The 20,716-nt window shown below is 45.1% G+C and carries 22 protein-coding genes; 10 read left to right on the plus strand and 12 right to left on the minus strand.

Features of this window, described 5'->3' with window-relative positions:
- Window positions 1-76 precede the first annotated feature (76 nt).
- Window positions 77-1,483, plus strand: a complete 1,407-nt coding sequence (locus EDI28_RS14940; RefSeq protein ID WP_128784677.1) for a hypothetical protein — start codon at window positions 77-79, stop codon at window positions 1,481-1,483.
- Here the strand turns inward: EDI28_RS14940 and EDI28_RS14945 are convergent.
- Window positions 1,476-1,988, minus strand: a complete 513-nt coding sequence (locus EDI28_RS14945; RefSeq protein ID WP_128784678.1) for a hypothetical protein — start codon at window positions 1,986-1,988, stop codon at window positions 1,476-1,478. The two genes, EDI28_RS14940 and EDI28_RS14945, sit on opposite strands and share 8 nt — an antisense overlap.
- Before the next feature lie 89 nt (window positions 1,989-2,077).
- Window positions 2,078-2,980 carry a LysR family transcriptional regulator gene (locus tag EDI28_RS14950; RefSeq protein ID WP_128784679.1) on the minus strand — a complete coding sequence of 301 codons (903 nt, stop codon included), beginning with the start codon at window positions 2,978-2,980 and terminating at the stop codon, window positions 2,078-2,080.
- A gap of 147 nt (window positions 2,981-3,127) precedes the next feature.
- Between EDI28_RS14950 and EDI28_RS14955 the strand changes: the two genes are divergently transcribed.
- Window positions 3,128-4,105 carry a zinc-dependent alcohol dehydrogenase family protein gene (locus EDI28_RS14955; protein ID WP_128784680.1) on the plus strand — a complete coding sequence of 326 codons (978 nt, stop codon included), beginning with the start codon at window positions 3,128-3,130 and terminating at the stop codon, window positions 4,103-4,105.
- A gap of 367 nt (window positions 4,106-4,472) precedes the next feature.
- On the opposite strand, the gene arsB is transcribed toward EDI28_RS14955, so the two are convergent.
- Window positions 4,473-5,510 (minus strand): ACR3 family arsenite efflux transporter, encoded by a 1,038-nt coding sequence (arsB, locus tag EDI28_RS14965; RefSeq protein ID WP_128784682.1) that lies wholly within the window; start codon window positions 5,508-5,510, stop codon window positions 4,473-4,475.
- Window positions 5,511-5,614: 104 nt separating this feature from the next.
- A complete protein-coding gene (locus EDI28_RS14970) occupies window positions 5,615-5,923 on the minus strand; it encodes an ArsR/SmtB family transcription factor (protein ID WP_128784683.1) in 309 nt (102 codons plus the stop codon).
- A 158-nt stretch (window positions 5,924-6,081) separates the two neighbouring features.
- On the opposite strand from EDI28_RS14970, the gene EDI28_RS14975 reads away from it, so the two are divergent.
- Complete coding sequence (locus tag EDI28_RS14975; protein WP_128784684.1) at window positions 6,082-6,600, plus strand: DUF4136 domain-containing protein; 519 nt, start codon at window positions 6,082-6,084, stop codon at window positions 6,598-6,600.
- An 84-nt stretch (window positions 6,601-6,684) separates the two neighbouring features.
- On the opposite strand, the gene aroG is transcribed toward EDI28_RS14975, so the two are convergent.
- Window positions 6,685-7,737, minus strand: a complete 1,053-nt coding sequence (aroG, locus tag EDI28_RS14980; protein ID WP_199287435.1) for a 3-deoxy-7-phosphoheptulonate synthase AroG — start codon at window positions 7,735-7,737, stop codon at window positions 6,685-6,687.
- A gap of 334 nt (window positions 7,738-8,071) precedes the next feature.
- On the opposite strand from aroG, the gene EDI28_RS14985 reads away from it, so the two are divergent.
- The 4 genes from EDI28_RS14985 to EDI28_RS15000 are packed head-to-tail and all read left to right on the plus strand — an operon-like array spanning window position 8,072 to window position 11,448.
- The gene (locus EDI28_RS14985) at window positions 8,072-8,830 is read left to right on the plus strand and encodes an amino acid ABC transporter ATP-binding protein (protein ID WP_128784686.1); all 759 of its coding nucleotides are present in this window, start codon (window positions 8,072-8,074) and stop codon (window positions 8,828-8,830) included.
- A 6-nt stretch (window positions 8,831-8,836) separates the two neighbouring features.
- The gene (locus EDI28_RS14990; RefSeq protein ID WP_128784687.1) at window positions 8,837-9,664 is read left to right on the plus strand and encodes an amino acid ABC transporter permease; all 828 of its coding nucleotides are present in this window, start codon (window positions 8,837-8,839) and stop codon (window positions 9,662-9,664) included.
- A gap of 56 nt (window positions 9,665-9,720) precedes the next feature.
- Window positions 9,721-10,530 (plus strand): transporter substrate-binding domain-containing protein, encoded by an 810-nt coding sequence (locus tag EDI28_RS14995; protein WP_128784688.1) that lies wholly within the window; start codon window positions 9,721-9,723, stop codon window positions 10,528-10,530.
- A 3-nt stretch (window positions 10,531-10,533) separates the two neighbouring features.
- A complete protein-coding gene (locus EDI28_RS15000) occupies window positions 10,534-11,448 on the plus strand; it encodes an amino acid ABC transporter permease (protein ID WP_128784689.1) in 915 nt (304 codons plus the stop codon).
- Between the two features lie 77 nt (window positions 11,449-11,525).
- Here EDI28_RS15000 and EDI28_RS15005 read toward each other — a convergent pair whose 3' ends face one another.
- The 3 genes from EDI28_RS15005 to cobU all read right to left on the minus strand — a co-directional run bounded on the left by EDI28_RS15005 (window position 11,526) and on the right by cobU (window position 14,266).
- Entirely contained in the window at window positions 11,526-13,010 is a 1,485-nt protein-coding gene (locus tag EDI28_RS15005; RefSeq protein ID WP_128784690.1) for a cobyric acid synthase, read from the minus strand.
- 10 nt (window positions 13,011-13,020) lie between these two features.
- The gene (locus EDI28_RS15010) at window positions 13,021-13,644 is read right to left on the minus strand and encodes a histidine phosphatase family protein (RefSeq protein WP_128784691.1); all 624 of its coding nucleotides are present in this window, start codon (window positions 13,642-13,644) and stop codon (window positions 13,021-13,023) included.
- 70 nt (window positions 13,645-13,714) lie between these two features.
- Window positions 13,715-14,266 carry a bifunctional adenosylcobinamide kinase/adenosylcobinamide-phosphate guanylyltransferase gene (cobU, locus tag EDI28_RS15015; protein WP_128784692.1) on the minus strand — a complete coding sequence of 184 codons (552 nt, stop codon included), beginning with the start codon at window positions 14,264-14,266 and terminating at the stop codon, window positions 13,715-13,717.
- 246 nt (window positions 14,267-14,512) lie between these two features.
- Here cobU and EDI28_RS15020 point away from each other — a divergent pair, with 246 nt between their 5' ends.
- The 3 genes from EDI28_RS15020 to EDI28_RS15030 all read left to right on the plus strand — a co-directional run bounded on the left by EDI28_RS15020 (window position 14,513) and on the right by EDI28_RS15030 (window position 16,834).
- Window positions 14,513-15,373: a CPBP family intramembrane glutamic endopeptidase gene (locus tag EDI28_RS15020; RefSeq protein WP_128784693.1), complete on the plus strand. Its 861-nt coding sequence runs from the start codon at window positions 14,513-14,515 to the stop codon at window positions 15,371-15,373.
- 113 nt (window positions 15,374-15,486) lie between these two features.
- Complete coding sequence (locus EDI28_RS15025) at window positions 15,487-15,855, plus strand: YgiW/YdeI family stress tolerance OB fold protein (RefSeq protein WP_128784744.1); 369 nt, start codon at window positions 15,487-15,489, stop codon at window positions 15,853-15,855.
- 178 nt (window positions 15,856-16,033) lie between these two features.
- Window positions 16,034-16,834 (plus strand): alpha/beta fold hydrolase, encoded by an 801-nt coding sequence (locus EDI28_RS15030; protein WP_128784694.1) that lies wholly within the window; start codon window positions 16,034-16,036, stop codon window positions 16,832-16,834.
- A gap of 150 nt (window positions 16,835-16,984) precedes the next feature.
- Here the strand turns inward: EDI28_RS15030 and EDI28_RS15035 are convergent, their stop codons facing one another.
- The 4 genes from EDI28_RS15035 to EDI28_RS15050 all read right to left on the minus strand — a co-directional run bounded on the left by EDI28_RS15035 (window position 16,985) and on the right by EDI28_RS15050 (window position 20,388).
- Window positions 16,985-17,800 (minus strand): alpha/beta fold hydrolase, encoded by an 816-nt coding sequence (locus EDI28_RS15035; protein WP_128784695.1) that lies wholly within the window; start codon window positions 17,798-17,800, stop codon window positions 16,985-16,987.
- A gap of 136 nt (window positions 17,801-17,936) precedes the next feature.
- A complete protein-coding gene (locus tag EDI28_RS15040; protein ID WP_233353388.1) occupies window positions 17,937-19,280 on the minus strand; it encodes an MATE family efflux transporter in 1,344 nt (447 codons plus the stop codon).
- A 70-nt stretch (window positions 19,281-19,350) separates the two neighbouring features.
- Window positions 19,351-19,929, minus strand: a complete 579-nt coding sequence (locus EDI28_RS15045; protein ID WP_128784696.1) for a nucleoside triphosphate pyrophosphohydrolase family protein — start codon at window positions 19,927-19,929, stop codon at window positions 19,351-19,353.
- Between the two features lie 102 nt (window positions 19,930-20,031).
- Window positions 20,032-20,388 (minus strand): YibL family ribosome-associated protein, encoded by a 357-nt coding sequence (locus EDI28_RS15050; RefSeq protein WP_128784697.1) that lies wholly within the window; start codon window positions 20,386-20,388, stop codon window positions 20,032-20,034.
- Between the last annotated feature and the right edge of the window lie 328 nt (window positions 20,389-20,716).

Consider the following 20,716-nt stretch of genomic DNA (forward strand, 5'->3'; position numbering starts at 1 on the left):
TAAACAAGTTGCATATTGGTGTTTTCACGGTACACTCGTCCAATAAGAAATGAAGCTTGGCTAGGTTACAACAGATATGAATGTTATCAGTAAGTTGTGTTTATTATCTACCATATGTGGTTTGGTCGCGTGCAAAACAGAAAGTCAGCTTGATCTCGATTCATTGAGTATCAATCATCACAATCAAAATTTAGAGATTTCCGGCTTTGTCATAACAGAGCAAAGCAGTCCACTTTCTGTTCCTGAAGAGTACGTTCAAATTCATACACTTTCATCTCAGCTTCTTGGGCAACACTGGCTGCAGCATCCTAATTTTCTTGGCGATCTTGCTGAACTAAAGGCATTGTTCAAAAACACCCGCCTCCCTGAGGCCGGCTCTTTTATTGCAGCCTTAGAACAAACCAAGAATCACTATATCAACTCTCTCAATAATATTGATTTGAAAGCGAAGGGACTGCAACGAGAGATCGATAAAGATCTTGATGATTACAAAACATCAATAGCAGAGCTAGAGACGAAAATTCTTTTTCTTCAAACGTCTGAAAATGTTTATCATGAAAGAGTTCGAACGCTTGAGCTAAATATTAAACTCCAGTCCCGTCAATATCATCAAATCAACGATGTACTTCGCCAGTCTTTACAACAACTCCTCAATAAACACGCCCCTAATATCCAGCTTATTAATGAACTCACATTCAGTTACGATGATCAGCCTCACGCTATATGTCGGCAATACAATGGTATGTCAGAGCTATTAACAACTATCTCCCAAAACTGTGTATACATTAATCGTGATCAACTATTGTCTCCTTTTCCCTCCTTTCTAAAGGGACGTGCATCGGATCTTATTGATAGTTATGCACCTGCAATATGGCGCTCGATGACAAGACTCAATGGCTATTTCGACACAACAAAGAACAAACAATACTTTCCAGATAACCTCAAATACCAACTCGCGCAGACACGTCAGGCTCTAAGAGAAAAGAAATACATCAATGAAAATAAATCAGCACTTCTGCTTCATCGGTATCAGCAAGAATTAGCTTATACCCGGCAGCAACAAGACGACACTCTGAGTAAACGCTTTCTCGATCAGAACTTGCGTATTGATACAAGATCAGATGCATTCATTAACCTGCTGAACCAAACAGAATCACCAGTACACCCTTATGCCGATCTCTACAATTCAACCGGTATAAAAAATCGCTTTACCCATGCATATGCCGAGAAAGTCTTGAGCCAGTATCCGTACGAGCTCTCCTTTACGGTATCGCCATCAGGGTATTTCTCTATTCCAAATCAAACTAAAGCCAAAAGTGTGATCTTCAATTTCACCGATGGCAGTCAGTTCCTTAACTTCAAAATAACTAAACGCAGTCCACTCCCTCATATCATTAGCTCGGAGAGTACAAACCTATCACTAAACACTCATTCACTAATCGATGCGCTTAGTGAAAAGCTAGAACAACGTTGGGCTATTTAGCTTCGAGGTTACTTATCGGCATTTTGCTGAAGCCGAACGCTTCTGCGGTAATTAACCATTCGCTGACGGTAGGAGAAGATATCGGTTCCATGCTATGAATAATGGTAGTTAGATCGCCGCCAGTGCATGTTGTGCCATTTTGCTCAATTGTCACGCTAAATAAAGGTAAATGATGATTTAGAGAGACGCACCACTCCCCCTTGAACGCCCCGTCTTTTAACTTACAGACTTCTGCCATTAGCGCGAGATATTCTTCTGGCGAACCTCTTTTTTCATCGATACACCAAAAGCGCTCATAACTGATATAACCGTCACGCGGGTGATACACCTTCCCGGGAATGACTGCTGTGACATCCAACACTCCCCCCCGAGTGGCTTTGACATACCGTTCAGATAACGTCGATATATCATCAGATGCATTGGGTATTGGTTTTGAATAAAGATCGCTGATACACGATGCTATTAATGCACATACAAAAACTAAAAAGAGCCTGGGTCTCTTCATATCTGGCTATGCCCCTACCTGTTAGCCGCGGTAACCCATCAATATGACGTTTACTCTGGCATGCTAGTAAGCATATACCCAAACGACTGCTAGATGCCGAATTCGGAATAATCTCGCATATAACGATTCAGATAATCGAGAAAGACTCGTATCTTGGGAGAAACAAGCTCTCGTTTTAAATAAATAGCATAAGTCGAGCTCATCACTTCATAAGGGCTAAAAGTACGCTGAGGCATAACATGAATCAACTCACCACTTTGCAATTCTTTTTGAACCGCCCATAGAGGCATTAAGGCAAGACCGGCATGATTAAGCAACAATTGCTTCTGTCCGTTCACGGTATTGACAGTAATACCACTTGCAATATCAAGCCGTTTTACCGCGTCATCCATCAAATACCACTCACGCCAACCCGCATAGCCATAACGAATACACAGATGGTTGCTGAGTACCTGAGGCGATTCAGGCATACCTTTACTAGCCAGATATTCAGGGCTAGCACAGAGCAAAAAATTATTGGCTAGCAGTTTTTTTGCAATCATGGTTGAATCTGGCAAACGTCCGCTACGAATCGCAACATCAATATTTTCTTCAACTAAATCAACAACTCGCTCAGTTAATTCCAGTTCAACATCAATATCAGGGTACTGTTCAAAGAAACCGGGGATCAGGGGTAATATTACTGACTCACCAAACCCTACCGTCATGCTAACCCTCAGCTTTCCTTTAGGACGCTGCTGTAGATCATTGACCGCACGCTTGGCCTCATCAACCTCAGAAACTATCCGTTGCGAATAAGCATAGTAACGCTGACCCGCTTCAGTGAGCCCTAGGTTACGAGTCGTACGGTTTAGCAACCTCACCCCGAGATCTTTTTCGAGCGCCGCAATTTGCCGTGATATCGAGGATGGCTGCACATCAAAAACTCGACTGGCCTCAGAAATACTGCCTGTTTCCACTACACAGTTAAAATATTGCAATCGCGTAATCATCACATTCCTTAAGTCTCAAGCTTTAGCACAACACTAATTCAGTATTGTCTAAAAAGCAAAAGTATCTTGCCATTCGCTATCTTGATGCTAGTAGAGCAATAATTATAATGGCGGCATATTCACACAAGCATTACAGAGAAACCTACAATGAAAGCAATGATCATTAATTCACTCGGAAACAGCGACGTATTTCAACTTGTTGAGCGAGAAAAGCCACAAGTCAGGACTGGACACATGATTGTTGCGGTTAAGGCAACTAGCGTGAACCCACTCGACACAATGCTTCGATCGGCCGAAACGCCGTGGTCGGCAAATTTACCGGAAATCCTTCATGGAGATGTGGCTGGTATCGTCACCAGTGTTGGTGACGGCGTAACAAAATTCAACGTAGGAGATGAGGTCTATGGCTGTGCGGGCGGAATTGCGGGGACAGACGGTGCCCTTGCGGAGTTCATGCTGGTCGATGCAGACTTGATGGCATTAAAACCCAAATCCCTCAGCATGCGTGAAGCCGCAGCACTTCCACTGGTGTCGATTACTGCCTGGGAAGCGTTAGTCGATAAATTAAAAGTACAGCCTAATCATAATGTATTGATCCATGGCGCAACTGGCGGTGTCGGTCATATTGCCGTTCAGCTTGCCAAGCACCTTGGCGCAAGTGTCACGGCCACAACACTTCCCCACAACCTAGAAACGGCATTAACACTCGGTGCCGACAACTTGGTAAATGCCGCCGAACAAGACGTTCAGAGCTATGTCAATCAGTACACTGAGGGCTATGGATTTGATGCTATTTTCGACACGATTGCTGGTGATAATATTCAACGTAGCTTTGAAGCAGCACGCTTTAATGGCTCAGTTGCAACCACCTTACCAATCAATGATGTATTGCAGGTCGCTCTCAAAAGCCTGAGTTTTCACAGCGTGCTGATGCTAATTCCGCTGGTACACGGACTAAATCGCTGTAAACACGGAGAGATCCTGACTCAAATTGCCATTCTAGTCGACAGTGGAAAGATCACGCCTCTAATCGATGAATCCTGCTTTTCTATTTGGGAAGTATCGCAAGCACATCAACACCTCGAGTCAGGCCAGGCTGTAGGTAAGGTAGTATTAAGCGCATAATTGTTAACTATATAACAAGGTGGCATGACATCCTGCCACCTTGTTGAGAGAAACTATCCACCGCTAATATTCGCAAACAATTATTCCTTCCATATAACACTAAGTGTCTCAAAGGTAATACAGCTCTTTTTACTTCGGCTCCCCTAAACTAAGTCTAAATAACACAACTGAGCTGAGTAAATGGAAGACAAGTTACTGATCGCGGATACTAAAGATATTTTGGATGCCTTCGTTGATAACGGATTACATAAAGAGTTCGCGATTTATTGCCAATTTCCACATAGCCATAAAGTAATTTACGATATCCGGATCAGAGAAGTACGATCCATTGAGTTTAACGATGGTTTCAGGTTACAGAGAAAATAGATCAGCTCACTTCTTTAGGTCGTTCCCCTTCAGACACAAACTGGCTTTTCGTTCTGTTTGCATAAGCAACCAGCGATAACATAACTGGCACTTCAACAAGCACCCCGACAACTGTCGCCAACGCCGCTCCTGAGTGAATTCCAAACAAACTAATAGCAACCGCAACCGCCAGTTCGAAAAAGTTAGATGCACCTATCATGCTTCCCGGCGCAGCAACACAATGTGGCTGTTTCCACTTTTTCATCCAAACATACGTAACAGCGAAGATAAGGTAGGTTTGGATCAGCAGCGGAATCGCAATCAGAACAATATCGACAGGATTATCTAGAATAGTCTGCGCCTGAAAACCAAACAAAAGGATCACCGTGCCAACAAGGCCCATAATCGAAAGCGGCTTCATAGTTGCTGACAGCTTATCAATTTTCACTTTGTTGCGTACTAACTGGCGAGTAAGCGCACCAGCTATTAGAGGGATCACAACAAACAAGCTCACGGATAACAACAATGTATCCCAAGGCACAGTGACATCAGTTACACCCAGCAAGAAAGCTGCAATAGGAGCAAAAGCAACCACCATGATCAGATCATTAATTGCTACTTGCGCAACAGTATAGTTCGCATCCCCTTTCGTTAGCTGGCTCCAGACAAAAACCATGGCGGTACAAGGAGCAACCCCCAACAAGATCATACCGGCAATATACTCTTCACCCAGTGAAGGCGAGATCCAGTCGCCAAAGACATAGCGCATAAACACCATCGCCAGCAGCGCCATTGTGAACGGCTTAATCAACCAGTTAACGGCAATCGTGATGATCAGCCCCTTGGGTCTACGATGAATATCGCGAACGGCTTTGAAGTCGACCTGCATCATCATCGGATAGATCATTAACCAGATAAGAACAGCTATCACCATATTGATCTGGGCGTACTGCAAGCCTCCCAGATAAGTAAATACCTCAGGAAACAAAGAACCACAAACCAAGCCTGTCACCATGCCCAGCCCGACCCATATACTTAGAAAACGTTCAAAAATTCCCATGGTTTTGCCTTGATAATAGTCAATCGTCGATTAACGATTGGTGTTTTTTGAAAAAAGGCCATCAAAAATGGCCTCAACTTTTATTTATATACCCAACAAGATCACTACAAATATGATAATAACCCTCGATACTCTTCCAGCTTTTCTTGGTTCACCGTAAAACAGGTTCTGGGTGGTTTTGGCTCCGCTATCACCAAACCAGCAGTCTTCAAAATACGCAGATGCTCAGAAACTGTTGACTGGGCCAAACCTAGCTCGCCAACCAGATCACTATTAAGACAGCCCTGCTGTCTCGTCAGGATCCGTAGAATTCGAATTCTGGCGGGATGCGATAACGCTTTAGCTAAACTTGCCAAAGCTAGCTCTTTCGCTTCATCGATTTCAATATCATCTAATACAGTGATACAGGCCATTTACCACACCTTCGTTCATCGTCGAATAACGATAATAGGTAATACCTTGAGTTTCTGTCAACAAATTTCTACGAGAATCATACAAACAATTGGTAAAATCGGCTCTGCTATAGTTGATTATACTCAAGGTATCGTAGTGTTAACTAAGAGTGCTTCTGATGTTTTGTTTATCTCGTACTATCCTGATAGGCGCCGCTCTGGCTGGTTGTAGCGCTGATGTCGCCACCGATTATGATGCCCAAGTTAACTACTACCAATTCAAAACCTACCAATTTGCGTCTTCTCCAGATAACAACATTATAAGTTTAGATTCCACCCGCGTAGAAAGTGCAATAACAACCCAACTAGATAACAAGGGGCTTACTTCTGAAGTCAATACGGCCGATCTCACCGTCAGGCACTACATCCAACAACAATCTGACTTTCAGTCTTACGGGACCAGCATCGGGTTTGGTTACGGTTACCGTAATGTCGGCGTGGCCTACAGCAGTCCGTCTCGTTATCGCGAATATAAGTATGGCAAGCTTGTTGTCGAGCTGATCGATAATGACAACAACAAAATCGTCTGGCGTTCAATATCACAGCGCAAACTAACCGAAACGATGACACCTAAATCAAGAGAAGAATTTATTGATGAGCAAGTATTTGAGATGTTTAAAAACTACCCGCCTCAATAGACATTTATCCCTTTCATTTATCCTTAAAACAAAAGGCCTGATTGTCTATCAGGCCTTTAGAGTCATTGTCTATGCGTCCGCTAATTACTTCTGACGACGCTTGCTCACATCACTTGCCAGCTGACGAAGCACTTTCTCGGTATCCGACCAGCCGATGCACGCATCAGTGATACTCTGACCGTACGTGGCAACTTTACCATCAACGATATCCTGTCGCCCTTCAACCAGATGGCTTTCAATCATCACCCCGAAAATCGCATCGTTTCCTTCAGCAATCTGATTGCCGACATCTTCAGAAACCACAACCTGACGCTGGAACTGTTTCAGGCTATTCGCGTGACTGAAATCAATCATTACTTTCTGACGCAGGCCTGCTTTTTCAAGCTGAGCGGTAATACCGTTAACATGCTCTGCACTGTAATTCGGCTCTTTGCCACCACGAAGAATAATATGACAATCTTCGTTGCCTGCCGTTGACACAATCGCAGAGTGACCATATTTGGTCACCGACAAGAAGTGGTGAGGCGCGCTTGATGAACCAATCGCGTCGGTTGCAATTTTAATGTTACCGTCAGTACCGTTTTTGAATCCAACCGGACATGACAAGCCAGATGCTAGTTCACGGTGAACCTGAGATTCGGTTGTACGCGCACCGATGGCTCCCCAGCTGATCAGATCGCCCATATACTGTGGAGTGATCATATCAAGGAATTCACCGGCTGTTGGAACCCCCATATCAGTCAGATCAAGCAGTAATTTACGTCCGATCCGCAGGCCATCGTTTAATTGAAAACTCCCGTCCATATACGGGTCATTAATCAGGCCTTTCCAGCCGACAGTTGTACGCGGTTTTTCAAAATACACACGCATTACAACTTCCAGCTCACCCTTAAGCTCCTCACGAAGAGACTTAAGCTTCTTACCATATTCAAGGGCGGCTTCAGTATCATGGATCGAACAAGGACCGACGATGACAAGCAAACGGTCATCTTCATCATTTAAGATGTTGTGAATTGACTGACGTGACTGAAACACAGTTTCAGAGGCATTTTCAGTTGCTGGAAAACGTTCTAATACTGCAACTGGTGGTAAAAGTTCTTTGATCTCGCGAATGCGTACGTCATCTGTTTTATGCATGCTCATTACTTCCCGTATTACTATCACCTGTCAACATGTAAACCAAAATGTACAGAGATCGTTGACAGTAAATCTCACATTCCATTGACTTTAACTTATCGCCTTAAACGCTCATGTGCAAACGCTATTTGAAATTAAATTACACATTTTTTGCTCGACAGCGGTTAGTTAGCACAAATATGCCGCGAAATCTTCGTCATCCAACTTTTCATCAGCGAGCAGATCTCCTATTTATTTGGAAAAAAGCATGGCAGCAAAACTATCTATTTCACCTTTTGAACGCTACCCCTTTGAAAAAAGCACTTAAAAGCAATAACATAAGAACAACAAATTAATGATTTTCGAGGTCGCTCCGGTGCCTGACAATACAGTCGTTTCATTTCGAAACGTCGATAAATGGTATGGTGAATTCCATGCCCTCAAGAATATTAACCTGACGATTCAACGTGGTGAGCGCCTGGTGATCTGCGGTCCCTCTGGTTCAGGTAAATCCACATTAATCCGCTGTATCAACGGGCTCGAAAAGTACAATTCAGGCCAGCTGCATGTTGCAGGGCAACCTCTTAATAATAAGCATTTAAAAACCATTCGCGGCCAAGTAGGCATGGTTTTCCAGCATTTCAACCTTTTCCCGCATATGACCGTGCTTGACAACCTGACGCTCGCTCCCCGACGAACACTGAAAATGTCCAAAGCAGAAGCGGACAAACTGGCTCGTGAATACCTCGCTCGTGTCCATATCGGCCATCAGGCAGACAAATACCCGGCACAGCTTTCAGGCGGACAGCAGCAACGTGTAGCCATTGCTCGTTCGCTGTGTATGAAGCCCGATATTTTACTGTTTGATGAACCGACTTCAGCCCTTGACCCTGAAATGATCAGAGAAGTACTTGATGTTATGAAAGAGCTTGCCAATGAGGGAATGACGATGGTGTGTGTCACTCATGAAATGGGCTTTGCAAGACAAGTGGCGGATCGGGTTGTGTTTATGGATGAGGGGGAGATTGTTGAAGTTGCTCCGCCCGCCCAGCTATTTGATACCCCTAGTCATGCGCGCACACAACAATTCCTTGAACAAATACTGAGTTACTAATCCTTGATGTTGAAACGAAATCCCCCGACGGCACCATTAATCAACAGGTATAAGATCCTGAAGCCGGTTATTTCCGGCCTTCTTCAGGTAGCTCTTGTTAGCTTTGGTCTGTATTGGCTGCTTAACAGCGGCGCCGAGGCAATGAACTATCAATGGCAGTGGTACCGCATTCCCCAGTATTTATGGTTTGTTGAGGATGGAGAGTGGTTTCCTGCGGAGCTGCTTGAAGGCTTGCTCGTGACACTACAAATCTCAGCCGTCGGCCTCATATGCACACTGGTCATCGGATTGACAACGGCTCTGCTGAGGATGTCTGATTCAATCATCGGCCGGGGGCTGGCGAGAAGCTATATTGAGCTAATACGTAATACCCCGCTCCTTGTGCAAATCTATCTGCTGTATTTTGTGTTTGGTCCGGTACTCGGGCTTGAACGTTTTACGACGGCAGTACTGGCACTCTCACTCTTTCAGGGAGCCTATACCGCTGAGATTTTTCGCGCGGGCCTTAACAGTATTGCCAAAGGTCAGTTTGAGGCAGGTCAGAGTCTTGGACTGTCTCGTACCGATAGCTATCGATTTGTCATTCTCCCGCAGGTAATCCGAAGGATCCTGCCGCCACTGACCAACGAGGCCGTATCGCTGGTAAAGAATTCGTCTATTGTCAGTGTGATGGCGATCTTCGATCTGACAACGGAAGGACGAAATATCGTTGCCGATACAGCCATGCCATTTGAAGTCTGGTTTTCCGTTGCGGGAATATATTTATGCGTCACCCTAGTACTATCCGGGTTTGCTGCCTGGCTTGAACACAGGCTCAATGTGCCGGTGCACTAATACTGCACAGCTATCGACTGCTACAACATTTATAACAACAATTGGAGAAAGGAAGCATGAAACGTCTGTTCACAGCATGTCTTGCTGTATTTTTATTACTGATGGGATCATCCGCACTCGCTGCAGATAAAAGTACCCTCACTGAAATCAAAGAGCGCGGTACGCTGCGAGTCGGTTTATCTACATTTGTTCCCTGGGCAATGCGGGATAAGCAAGGAGAGTTGATTGGATTCGAAGTCGATGTTGCCCGCCGGCTGGCTGAAGATGCCGGATTGAAAGTTGAATTCATTCCGACTGCGTGGGACGGTATAATCCCGGCACTGCTTGCCGGTAAATTCGACGTTATTATCGGTGGAATGTCTATTACACCAGCCCGTAACATGAGTGTACTATTCACCTCACCCTATGCCCATTCTGGTGTACAGCTTGCTGCGCACAAAGAAAAAGCGGCAGGCAAAACAGCAATCAACGACTACAACAAACGCAGCGTTACCCTCGCTGTACGTCGCGGGGCCTTCACGGTTCAAACGGCTAAGAAGTACTTTCCTAAAGCAAAACTACGCCAATTTGACGATGACGCACAGGCATTCCAAGAAGTACTAAACGGTAATGCTCATGCCGTACTGGCGTCTTCTCCAAAACCTGAGCAAATGTCCATTCAATACAATGAAAAGCTGTATATTCCACTCACGGATCGCCTGAGCAGAGGTTCCGAGGCATTTGCAATTCGCCACGGTGAATTTGATTTGCTAAATTTCTTCAACAACTGGATCTTGCTTCGTACCGAAGATGGTTGGCTTAAAGAGCGTCATGACTACTGGTTTACAACGCTTGATTGGCAGAACCAAATTGTAGAAGGGCAATAACGCTTGTCTCAGAGTAAAGCAAACAAATTGTCGGGAGGATCACTTCCGACATTTTCTCGTTTTAATACGCTTGATCTACTGCTAATAGTTATCGTCGGCGGTTTTATCAGCTGGCTATGGTATCGGTCCTCGGCTGGTATTCACTATCAGTGGAATTGGGAGAAGGCCTTCAGGCTCATTTCCTCCAGCGGAAAAAGCGGCGATCTCCCCTACTTTTTCCAAGGCTTCATTGCCACGATACGACTAAGCCTTTGGGGAATGCTTTTTGCTGGCATTCTCGGCCTTATGCTTGGTTTGGCCCGTCGTTCACCCTTGATGGTCTTACGCTTACCAGCCCAGGCTTATATTCAACTGGTGCGCAACATTCCGCCTCTCGTCTTTGTGTTTATCTTTTACTTCTTCGTTTCCAGCCAACTGGTACCGGCTCTTGGCCTTGAAGAGGTACTGCGTCATCAAAGTAGCGATATAAACGGTTTGCAACAGTTTCTCTTGGGCCCTGCCAAGTTATGGGAAAACCTGTTCTCCGGGGTGCTCTGTGTCGGGTTGATCTCAGCAGCCTATATCGCAGAGATTGTCCGCTCCGGTATCGATGCCATCGCCAAAGGACAGTGGGAAGCCGCCGACTCACTCGGGCTTTCTCGTTGGTATCGCTTTCGTGATATCATTTTTCCGCAAGCGCTATCAGGTATCGTTCCGCCGCTGGCCGGGCAGTTTATCTCTCTGGTCAAAGACTCATCCATTATCTCTCTGATCTCAATTCAGGAGCTCACCTTTGTCGGTAGCGAAATGGCTAACTCATCTGGCCTTATTTTTGAAATTTGGCTTTTGGTCGGTGTAGGTTATCTATTCCTTTGCCTAGGCTTATCATTACTGTTTAGTAAACTGGAATCGTATACGCTAAAACACAAACAGCGCTAGTCGGCTTCCATATTAAAAAAGCCCTTGCCGACCAGTCTCAGTAAGGGCTTTTCCTATATTTTTTAAAGGCTTATACGTTATTCGGACTTTGCAAACTTCTCGGCCCATTCAGGCCACAACTTCGCAAGATCCATATACTCTTCAAGCGTATCTGCAACGCGGTCTATCCCTTGTTCACGGATCTGATCAAAATCGGGGGTCTGGGTTGCCTCAAGTCCGGCCCAACGAAGAATCGCATCACAGGCTCCTTTCTGCTCAAAAATACCATGCAGATAGGTACCAAACACCTGATTGTCGATACCTAGCTGGCCATCTGGCCCATCAACAAGCTGTAACGGGGCATCAGCCCTGACACCCTGCGTAACACCGGCATGGATCTCATACCCTCGAACAGCAACCGCTTCTTGCTCAGGAAGCTGTAACTGGCCAGTTGTTTGCTTAAGCTGCTTCTCTGGTGCCAGTACTGTTGTGGTTTGTAGGTACCCCAGAGCTTGGCTTTCGCCAGCTTTTCCTTCAATACCATCAGGGTCGGCAATATGTTCACCAAGCATCTGATAACCGCCACAGATACCCATCAGTTTCCCGCCAAAGCGGACATGACGGGCAATTTTCTTATCCCAGCCCTGTTCGCGCAGAAACGCCAGATCACTACGGACACTCTTGGTACCAGGAAGAATAACAAGATCAGCAGGAGGCATTGGCTCACCTTTCCTGACAAACTGCAGATTAACCTGAGGATGCATGCGAAGTGGGTCGAAGTCTGTATGGTTGCTCACCCGGGTCAGAACAGGAACGACAACGTTCAGCTGCTGCTCTGCCGCTTCAACTTGCTGCACATTAATCGCATCCTCAGCTTCAAGCATCAATCCATGCAGATAAGGTAAGACGCCGAAAACCGGTTTGCCCGTTTTCTCTTCCAGCCAGTCCAGTCCTGATTCCAATAGTTTGATATCACCACGGAAACGGTTGATCACAAACCCTTTCACGCGCGCCTGCTCCGATTCAGAAAGCAACGCCAACGTACCATACAAATGAGCAAATACCCCACCACGGTCAATATCGGCAACGATTATCACTGGGATATCTGCCTTTTCGGCAAACCCCATATTTGCAACATCATTTTCACGCAGGTTGATCTCTGCAGGGCTTCCGGCACCTTCGACAATCACGGTTTCAAACTCAGACTGCAGCAGGCAAAATGACTCCATCACCGGCCCCATCACCACTTTCTTATAACCGTGGTAACCGACCGCATCCATATCGGCTAGTGCTTTTCCCTGAACAATGACTTGCGCGCCGATATCCGTATTCGGCTTTAACAGCACCGGGTTCATATGTACGCTGGGCTCAATGCCGCAGGCCTGAGCCTGAACAGCCTGCGCCCGGCCGATTTCACCACCATCTTTGGTAACTGCACTATTAAGCGCCATATTCTGTGACTTAAAGGGAGCCACCTTGATACCTTTTCTCGCTAATACTCGGCAAAGTCCAGCAGCCACCACGCTTTTGCCTGCATCTGATGTCGTTCCCTGCACCATAAGTGCCTGAGTGGTTAATTGCATTCTTTTCTCACTAAAATTGCTGTTGTACTGGCCATTGAACTTGCGGCCAATATTCACCATGTTCATCGCGATATACGGTGACACGGTAACGCGCCGCATATGGTAGGTCGATTCGTTGTAGATAGTTGGCCGTTTCAGGCATATCAAGCAAAATACGTAACAGTTGCTTCATTACGCCACCATGCGTTACGAGTAGTATACGTTTACCCTGATAACGGACCAGCATCTCTTGCCAGGCACGATGAACACGACGGTCAAATTCGTGTAATGACTCGCCGCCATGCGGGGGGGATTGCCACGGTTTTTTCCAATAGCTGCTTAGTAGCTCGCGTTCTGTCTGCCAAAGGCTATCACGACTTTGGCCATCCCAGCGGCCAAAGTTCATCTCTTTCCAATCCGGACATTGTTCAATAGGCAATGAGCACTGGCTGGCAAACTGTTTGGCAAAATCATGACATCGCTGTAAAGGGGAAGAGATAACCTGCTCAACATCAAGCAGCCCATTAACCGCGGCATGCATCTGCTGCAAGCCTTCCGCTGTAATTGGAAAATCAGTGTGTCCCCGTAAACAGCCATCGCCTTCAGGTAAACCGTGACGCAGAATATCTATACGAGTCGTGGAAGTCTCTGTCATTAAAATACCTGTCATTGATTTAGGAGCTCTTGAAGTTTAATTCAATTGAAGCTCGCTCCATTACGCTTACTTATAATGCGGGTCCTTTTAAGACCTGAGGAATGCCTGCAGTCACAAAAACGACCCGCTCTGCCTGTTTGGCGATGGCCTGATGCAGCCAGCCACTTTCATCGACAAACTGTCGAGTGATCTCTCCCATCGGTACGACACCCTGCCCGACTTCGTTACTAACCAAGATGATTCGCCCTTTCGCTTCCGACAATGCCTGAAGGAGATCCTGTTTCTGCTCAAGCCAAGATTGTGATGTGGCACTTGGACCAAATAGGCAATTAGTTAACCACAATGTTAGACAATCAATAAGCAGGCAATGATTGGGTTCATTGTGTGACCGAATCACGGCAGCCAGCTCAAGTGGTTCTTCGACCAGTTGCCAGTGCTGTGGTCGCTGCATTTTATGGCGGGCAATGCGGGCTGCCATTTCAGCATCACCTGCCGTTGCCGTCGCAACATAAACCACATCCATACCGGATTCAATCGCCAAGGTCTCTGCTAAGTTACTTTTGCCCGATCTGGCGCCACCAAGTATAAGTTCTGTTCCGATAAATCCTGCTACCACTGCCACTTACAAACCACTTAACAATCAACAATTGTAACCATTCTATTGGAGTCACTCCTCTTAACCAACCAAGAACTTACCGATAACTTAAACAATAACTAGTTGGTTGGCTGTTCTATAAACAAGTTAGGCTTATTTTATTTGCTTCAGTAAACGTTAGATGAAAACAACACGCTAAATCGTTACTATTTCAGTACATTACAACTTTCAGTACTTTTATAACGACTGTACTTTTACAACCGGCTGTTACTTATGTTCGATGTTTCATTGTTAATTCCCGATGGGATCATCTGGTTGCTGCTAGCATGCAGTGTTATCAGCATATTCATCAATCCCAAATATTGGCCTTACGCCCTATCTATAACTCTAACGTCTGCCTTCCTGCTAGAGAGATTAACCCTGATTGGCGTGCTAGCCATTGTTATTGGCCTCGGGGTAGCAGCCTTTTCAAACAAGCTAACCGGGAAATGGTTGGTAACAGCCCATTGTGCAGTATTGGTATGGGTTACAGCCCTTGTACTTCACCTTATACCTGGGTTCGACAATCTACAGATACTCGATAATGTTATTACCGGCCCTGATAGTATTCCGTTTACGATGTATCTGAATCTTGATAAGCCGATGGTTATCTTTGGCTTGCTATTGCTTGTACCAACCATGCTCACACCAAAAGAGCTTGAACAACCACGAAAAATCACTCTGTTCAAACTGATTGTCTTAGTTAGCTTGTTCGTTTTGCTACCTGCTTTGGCAACTATGCTGACGCTTGTCAGACCTGAGCTTTCACTGCCTGAATGGCTTTGGGTATTCGCACTTAATAATTTGCTATTTACCTGCGTGGCAGAAGAGGCGTTATTTCGAGGCTATATTCAAAAATTACTGACTCAGCGATTCAATCATTGGATAGGAATAATGATTGCCAGCATCCTTTTTGGTCTTGCTCATTTTGCTGGTGGCCCACTGTTCATTTTGATTGCTGGGTGTGCCGGTGCTCTCTATGGCCTGACCTATTATTGGACCGGACGATTGAGTATGGCGATAAGTGTACATTTTGGGTTTAATCTTATTCACCTGATCTTCTTTACCTACCCGCTTGCAGCTTCTGTCAGTTAATCCCACTAGCCATACTTTGTTGAAAATGAACGGAAACTGAATATTCAACTCATCACTAATTCAGATCACTTGTTGTTTAATAGAACCATCAACGACGAGGAGACAGAATCATGATTAAGAAGACCATTATCGCTATCGCTACAATCGCTGTTATGACACCAACAATGGCTCTAGCTGGAGACCACAACAAAGGTGCCGCAATTTCATACTCAGGGCCGGTAGACACAGTAACCGTTGCTGAGCTGCTAGAAGATACCGGAATGCTGACGGAACGAAACGCCGTCGTAGAAGGTAAGCTAATCAAGCAGATCAATGCCGAAACCTTCATTTTCAGTGACGGCACCAAAGAAATTCAAGTTGAGCTCGATGATGATATTCGTCTACCACAGACTATCGATGCGACAACACAAGTAAGGCTGTTCGGTGAGTACGAAGGTGGTAACACCCCTGAAATTGAAGTCGACCGTCTGCAAATTCTATAACTAATCCCAAACGACCTTTTCTTTTGCCCCCTACCTGCTGGGGGCTTTTTTCCTTCTGTATACCCAAACTACCTGACATATCTGTTCACAGTTTCGGTCTTATTCATTGAAAAGACGTGATAAACTCCGTTTCTGCTGCAATTTGTGATAATTTTGCAGTGTAGATATAGAGGTCATAATGTCAGATACACTGCTATTTCATAAAACGTTTATTCACCCTACCAGCAAAGACTGGGTCGTGTTTGTCCATGGTGCCGGAGGCAGCTCGTCTATCTGGTTCAAACAAATAAAAGCCTACAAGCAACATTTCAACTTGCTACTGCTTGATCTGCGCGGCCATGGCAAGTCAAACTCCATGTTTAAGAACATGATAAAAAACCCTTATACTTTCAAAGCAGTAACCACCGATATTCTCCAGGTACTCAACCATCTAAAGATCCAATCTGCTCATTTCGTCGGGATCTCACTCGGCACAATCATCATTCGTAATTTAGCAGAGCTGGCACCAGACAGAGTTAAAACCATGGTACTCGGCGGTGCTGTCACTCGATTGGACGCCCGTTCGCAGGCATTGGTTAAAGCCGGGAACCTGTGCAAGAACATTATTCCTTACATGTGGCTGTATGGTTTATTTGCCTACATAGTGATGCCGCAAAAGACTCAGAAAGAATCCCGCCTGCTGTTTGTCAATGAGGCAAAAAAACTTTGCCAGCAAGAATTTAAACGCTGGTTCAAATTGGCGGCCGATGTAAATCCGATAATGAAGTACTTCAAAGAGAAAGAGCTGTCGATCCCTACGCTGTATCTAATGGGAGAAAAAGACTATATGTTCATCAAACCGGTGAAAGAGATGGTTAATAGACATAAATATAGTTACCTGACTGAATTCGATAACTGTGGCCATGTCTGCAATGTTGAACGACCGGATGAATTTAACCATCATTCCATTGCATTTATACAGAAACATCGAACTCCCTAACCGAGGATGAGCAGCGGTTCTTTCTTTAGAACCAATATTTCCATTAAAAAAGGACAAACCTCGGCATCAATTTGATAGCCGAGGTTTGTTCTACTCGTCTGTCAGAAGCCGCTATGCTTCTATAACATCCTGGCTTCTATAACATCTTGGCTACGCGATAACTTCAGCCAAGAATTCAACCAACTGCTTGGTAACAAACTCAGGCTGCTCAAGGTTACTGATATGACCTGCAGCCGGAATGATAACGTATTTGCTGCCATCAATTGCATCATGCATTAACTGCGCTTCAAGCGGTGGGCGTGGCGAGTCTTCAGCACCAACCATAACCAACGTCGGCAACGTCAGCTTTTCCACATCTTCAAAGGTGTCACGACGGCCAAATATCATCCGACCGATACGAGTAATCTCCAGAGCTTGTGGCCCCTGCATGCTGGCAAGGTGGCTACGGAATTGTGCGACAAGTTCCGGGTTATTTTCTTCAGCATTTCGGGCAAAGAACATTGGTGCGATCACATCGACCATAGGAGCCGGCACAACCTGCAGCTCTGCAATAGTATCTAACATGGCAAAGTATTTAGCATGCGAGACTTCAGGCTCATAACCGATAAACGTATCCATTAACACCAGTGACTGCATTCGTGCAGGTGCTTTCAGTGCCAACTCAGCGCCCCACATTCCCCCGACAGATAGGCCAATAACAGAAAATTTGTCAATGTTTAAATGGTCAAGCAATGCCAGAACATCATCAGCGTAATCACGTAATGAGCGTGTTTTTTCTGGTGCAGAGTCTGATTGACCATGGCTCCATAAATCCGGAACAATACAACGATAATGCTGGCTCAATGCATCCACTTGAGGTGCCCACATTGCGCTATCCCACAAATAACTGTGGCCTAAAACGAGTACCGGACCTTCGCCCTTATCAAGAAAGTGCATGGTCTTGTTATCTATAGTAAACGTACTCATTAATTCCGGTTCCTTTTCCCAAATAGTGTTCGCGCAAGATAATACCAAGTTAATGAAATAACTACACGATCTGCAGATACAAATACGCCCAGCATCAACCGGGCGCATAAATAAAAAATCACGAAGTGTTTAACTATTAGCCATATTTGGCAATAACTAGCTTCATTCCTTGCTGATAGAATACCCAGGCAACAATCCCCGCAGCAATGTTGCCCAACATTGCGCCAATAAATAACCCTTCCAATCCGGCAATCTTCGTTCCAAGCCAAATAGCGGGCAGAAAGCAAATAAACAAACGTAGGCCAGAAATCAGTAACGCTCGCATCGGCAGCGCAAGTGCATTGCAAATAGAAACCATCAGCATACACACACCAAGAGGCCCCAAACTCAACGGCACCCAGACTAAATGCAGAGATAGTATCTCACTCACCGTCGACTCACTGGTCAGTAAACTACTCAATACAGATGAGCCAAGGAACAACGCAGCGGCAATCACAAACTGCCATATCAAGACGAACTTAACAGCAAGTTTAATCAAAGCTTTTATCTTGTTGATCTCACCCGCACCAAGCATCCTGCCGACCATCGGCGGCATCGACATGGTTAGCGCCAAAACCACTACAATTGAAAAAAATTCCAAACGTGATCCCAAGGCCCAGGCAGCGACAGTGGCCGCACCAAAACCTGCAACTAACTTGGTTGCCAGCATCGAAGACATTGGCGGTAACAACTGGCTTAACATCGCTGGTGCCATAGTATTCACCAGCTCCTTAATAGATGCGAACACATCCAGCCCTTGCCAATTAAGACTCATCCAATGACGTTTTAACACAAGCGGATAAACAACGACTAAACCAATACCAAAGGCCGCAATGGTTGCCCAGGCAGCACCAACCAAGCCCATATCAAGTGAGAAGATAAACAACGGATCCAGTACCATATTCAGTATGCTGGTTACCATCATCATGATCCCCGGTAACATGGTATTGCCATTTGCGCGACATAAACTATACGCAAAATATAACATCGCCCCCGTCCAAGAGCTTGCTAACCAGACTGGCCAATAGGCATCAATAACGGGATAAACATCAACGGGAGCGCTCAGCAAAGATAGAATAGGGCTACGCAGAAACCAAATTAAGACACAAATACAAAAAACACTTAGAGCACCTGTAAGTACCACCAGACCACCGAGCTGTTTGGCCCGAAGCGTCTCATCGGCACCCAATACCCTTGAAATCAGCGAGGTTGTCGCAATACCCAAACCAACCTGCAAACCGATAATGACCATTTGCATAGGTAGAGTGAAGCCCTGTGCAGCCAGAGGCAATACTCCTAGCTGGCCAATAAATGCACTATCGACAAGTTGAAAGCTCATCAGCGACAAGACACCAAATAACATCGGCCATGTCATGCTAAATAGTTGGCGACCTAAATCGGGATAATCAGATTGGGATTGAGTCGAAATATGAGAGCTCATGAAACACTACGATAATGGTAATCAAGCCGTCTAGTGTACCACTAGCACGGCTATTTCCAAAAAGTAGCTATTACAACGTAACGATCTTCACCAAATCAGCCGGACGATAGTACACTGACTTAAGTACTTTACCTTGGCGGATAATTTTACCTTCTAGATCAACATCTTTTGCACATTTGGCAATAATGTACTCACCTTTCTGGCTACCAACGATTTCCACGCCTTGGTTTGCGTAATGGGATTCAGTATCTGTAAATTCCTGCTCATTACGGCAGACTTTGCTCATATTGCTTGAATGGACTTCATTCCAGCATGATACAAAATCAATATTCAAACGCTCAGCAACCTGTAGTAACAAGTCAATGATATAACTAATACCAATATTAGCATCAACTTGCTTATCACCAAGATGGACAAGACGTCCCATAAGTACATATACAGAGTCAACGATCGCATCAGCCTGCTCAACCAAGGAATCAGCTTCTGCCAGCTCTGTTAACTCCTCGACAGCCAATGAAGTATGAAGGGTGTCCATTTTTTCATTTAATGTCGACGGGGTTTCAATATCCAGGTCAAACGTTGTACGGAATTCATGGATATCATGGTAGAGATGGTCAAATAATGTTTGATCCAGAACGGCAAGCTTCATTCAACAGTACCTTTTACTAAAACGAATAGAGGGAATACGATAATAAAAAATCAGTGCCGATAGCAAAACTACGGGCACTGATCTTAATAGCTAATGGGGTGCTTAAAACGCTTTTGGAGCAAAGCCTGTCACTTCCTTAACACCCATTTCACGGCCAAGTGCCGTCATCGGATGAACAACAACCAGACCTTTCACAGATTTCTTCAGCTTGCCCATGTCGGCCTGTTCCGCTTTGGTCAGCACACGATTGAATGGCAGAGACTTAACGTCGGAGCCTTGTTGGCTCATCTGACGCTTCTGCTGTGATTTTACTTTATTAATTTTTTTGGTGATCGTGTCGATCTCTTGTGTTGCCTGGCCAGCAATTGCCTTATCACCACGCTCTTTTGCTCCAGCAAGTTTACGACGTAACTTGTCTAAACGGTTATTCATTTGCTGAAGCTCTTGCTTTAAATTCATGCTGTTACCTTAAAATACACTATCACAACTTCACATTTGCCCAATGCTGTCCATCGGCAGATAAGTTGTCCAACGAATAGTATATAACAGTATGTACCCTCTTTTCATCGCCTGTTGAGAAGAAGTTCAATATTCGTAGTAAGATAACGGCAACAACTATACCCAAACGGCCCGCTTTCAAACCCAGTACGCGAAAAAACACATACAAACCCAATGAAACTCCAATCATAATCAACTGGTTGAATGCAATATTTTGTACTCAACACGGCCAATAGGTGATCTATGTCACAGACATTTGTAGCACAGAGTCTGTACACTCGCTGCACTC

It is taken from the genome of Photobacterium chitinilyticum, assembly GCF_004104355.1.
Taxonomy (GTDB): domain Bacteria; phylum Pseudomonadota; class Gammaproteobacteria; order Enterobacterales; family Vibrionaceae; genus Photobacterium; species Photobacterium chitinilyticum.

What these genes read in the sequence shown, in the direction of transcription:
- EDI28_RS14940 (WP_128784677.1), top strand. Translation starts at nt 77, where the DNA reads ATGAATGTTATCAGTAAGTTGTGTTTATTATCTACCATATGTGGTTTG.
- EDI28_RS14945 (WP_128784678.1), bottom strand. Translation starts at nt 1,988, where the DNA reads ATGAAGAGACCCAGGCTCTTTTTAGTTTTTGTATGTGCATTAATAGCA.
- EDI28_RS14950 (WP_128784679.1), bottom strand. Translation starts at nt 2,980, where the DNA reads ATGATTACGCGATTGCAATATTTTAACTGTGTAGTGGAAACAGGCAGT.
- EDI28_RS14955 (WP_128784680.1), top strand. Translation starts at nt 3,128, where the DNA reads ATGAAAGCAATGATCATTAATTCACTCGGAAACAGCGACGTATTTCAA.
- arsB (WP_128784682.1), bottom strand. Translation starts at nt 5,510, where the DNA reads ATGGGAATTTTTGAACGTTTTCTAAGTATATGGGTCGGGCTGGGCATG.
- EDI28_RS14970 (WP_128784683.1), bottom strand. Translation starts at nt 5,923, where the DNA reads ATGGCCTGTATCACTGTATTAGATGATATTGAAATCGATGAAGCGAAA.
- EDI28_RS14975 (WP_128784684.1), top strand. Translation starts at nt 6,082, where the DNA reads ATGTTTTGTTTATCTCGTACTATCCTGATAGGCGCCGCTCTGGCTGGT.
- aroG (WP_199287435.1), bottom strand. Translation starts at nt 7,737, where the DNA reads ATGCATAAAACAGATGACGTACGCATTCGCGAGATCAAAGAACTTTTA.
- EDI28_RS14985 (WP_128784686.1), top strand. Translation starts at nt 8,072, where the DNA reads ATGATTTTCGAGGTCGCTCCGGTGCCTGACAATACAGTCGTTTCATTT.
- EDI28_RS14990 (WP_128784687.1), top strand. Translation starts at nt 8,837, where the DNA reads ATGTTGAAACGAAATCCCCCGACGGCACCATTAATCAACAGGTATAAG.
- EDI28_RS14995 (WP_128784688.1), top strand. Translation starts at nt 9,721, where the DNA reads ATGAAACGTCTGTTCACAGCATGTCTTGCTGTATTTTTATTACTGATG.
- EDI28_RS15005 (WP_128784690.1), bottom strand. Translation starts at nt 13,010, where the DNA reads ATGCAATTAACCACTCAGGCACTTATGGTGCAGGGAACGACATCAGAT.
- EDI28_RS15010 (WP_128784691.1), bottom strand. Translation starts at nt 13,644, where the DNA reads ATGACAGAGACTTCCACGACTCGTATAGATATTCTGCGTCACGGTTTA.
- EDI28_RS15020 (WP_128784693.1), top strand. Translation starts at nt 14,513, where the DNA reads ATGTTCGATGTTTCATTGTTAATTCCCGATGGGATCATCTGGTTGCTG.
- EDI28_RS15030 (WP_128784694.1), top strand. Translation starts at nt 16,034, where the DNA reads ATGTCAGATACACTGCTATTTCATAAAACGTTTATTCACCCTACCAGC.
- EDI28_RS15035 (WP_128784695.1), bottom strand. Translation starts at nt 17,800, where the DNA reads ATGAGTACGTTTACTATAGATAACAAGACCATGCACTTTCTTGATAAG.
- EDI28_RS15040 (WP_233353388.1), bottom strand. Translation starts at nt 19,280, where the DNA reads ATGAGCTCTCATATTTCGACTCAATCCCAATCTGATTATCCCGATTTA.
- EDI28_RS15045 (WP_128784696.1), bottom strand. Translation starts at nt 19,929, where the DNA reads ATGAAGCTTGCCGTTCTGGATCAAACATTATTTGACCATCTCTACCAT.
- EDI28_RS15050 (WP_128784697.1), bottom strand. Translation starts at nt 20,388, where the DNA reads ATGAATTTAAAGCAAGAGCTTCAGCAAATGAATAACCGTTTAGACAAG.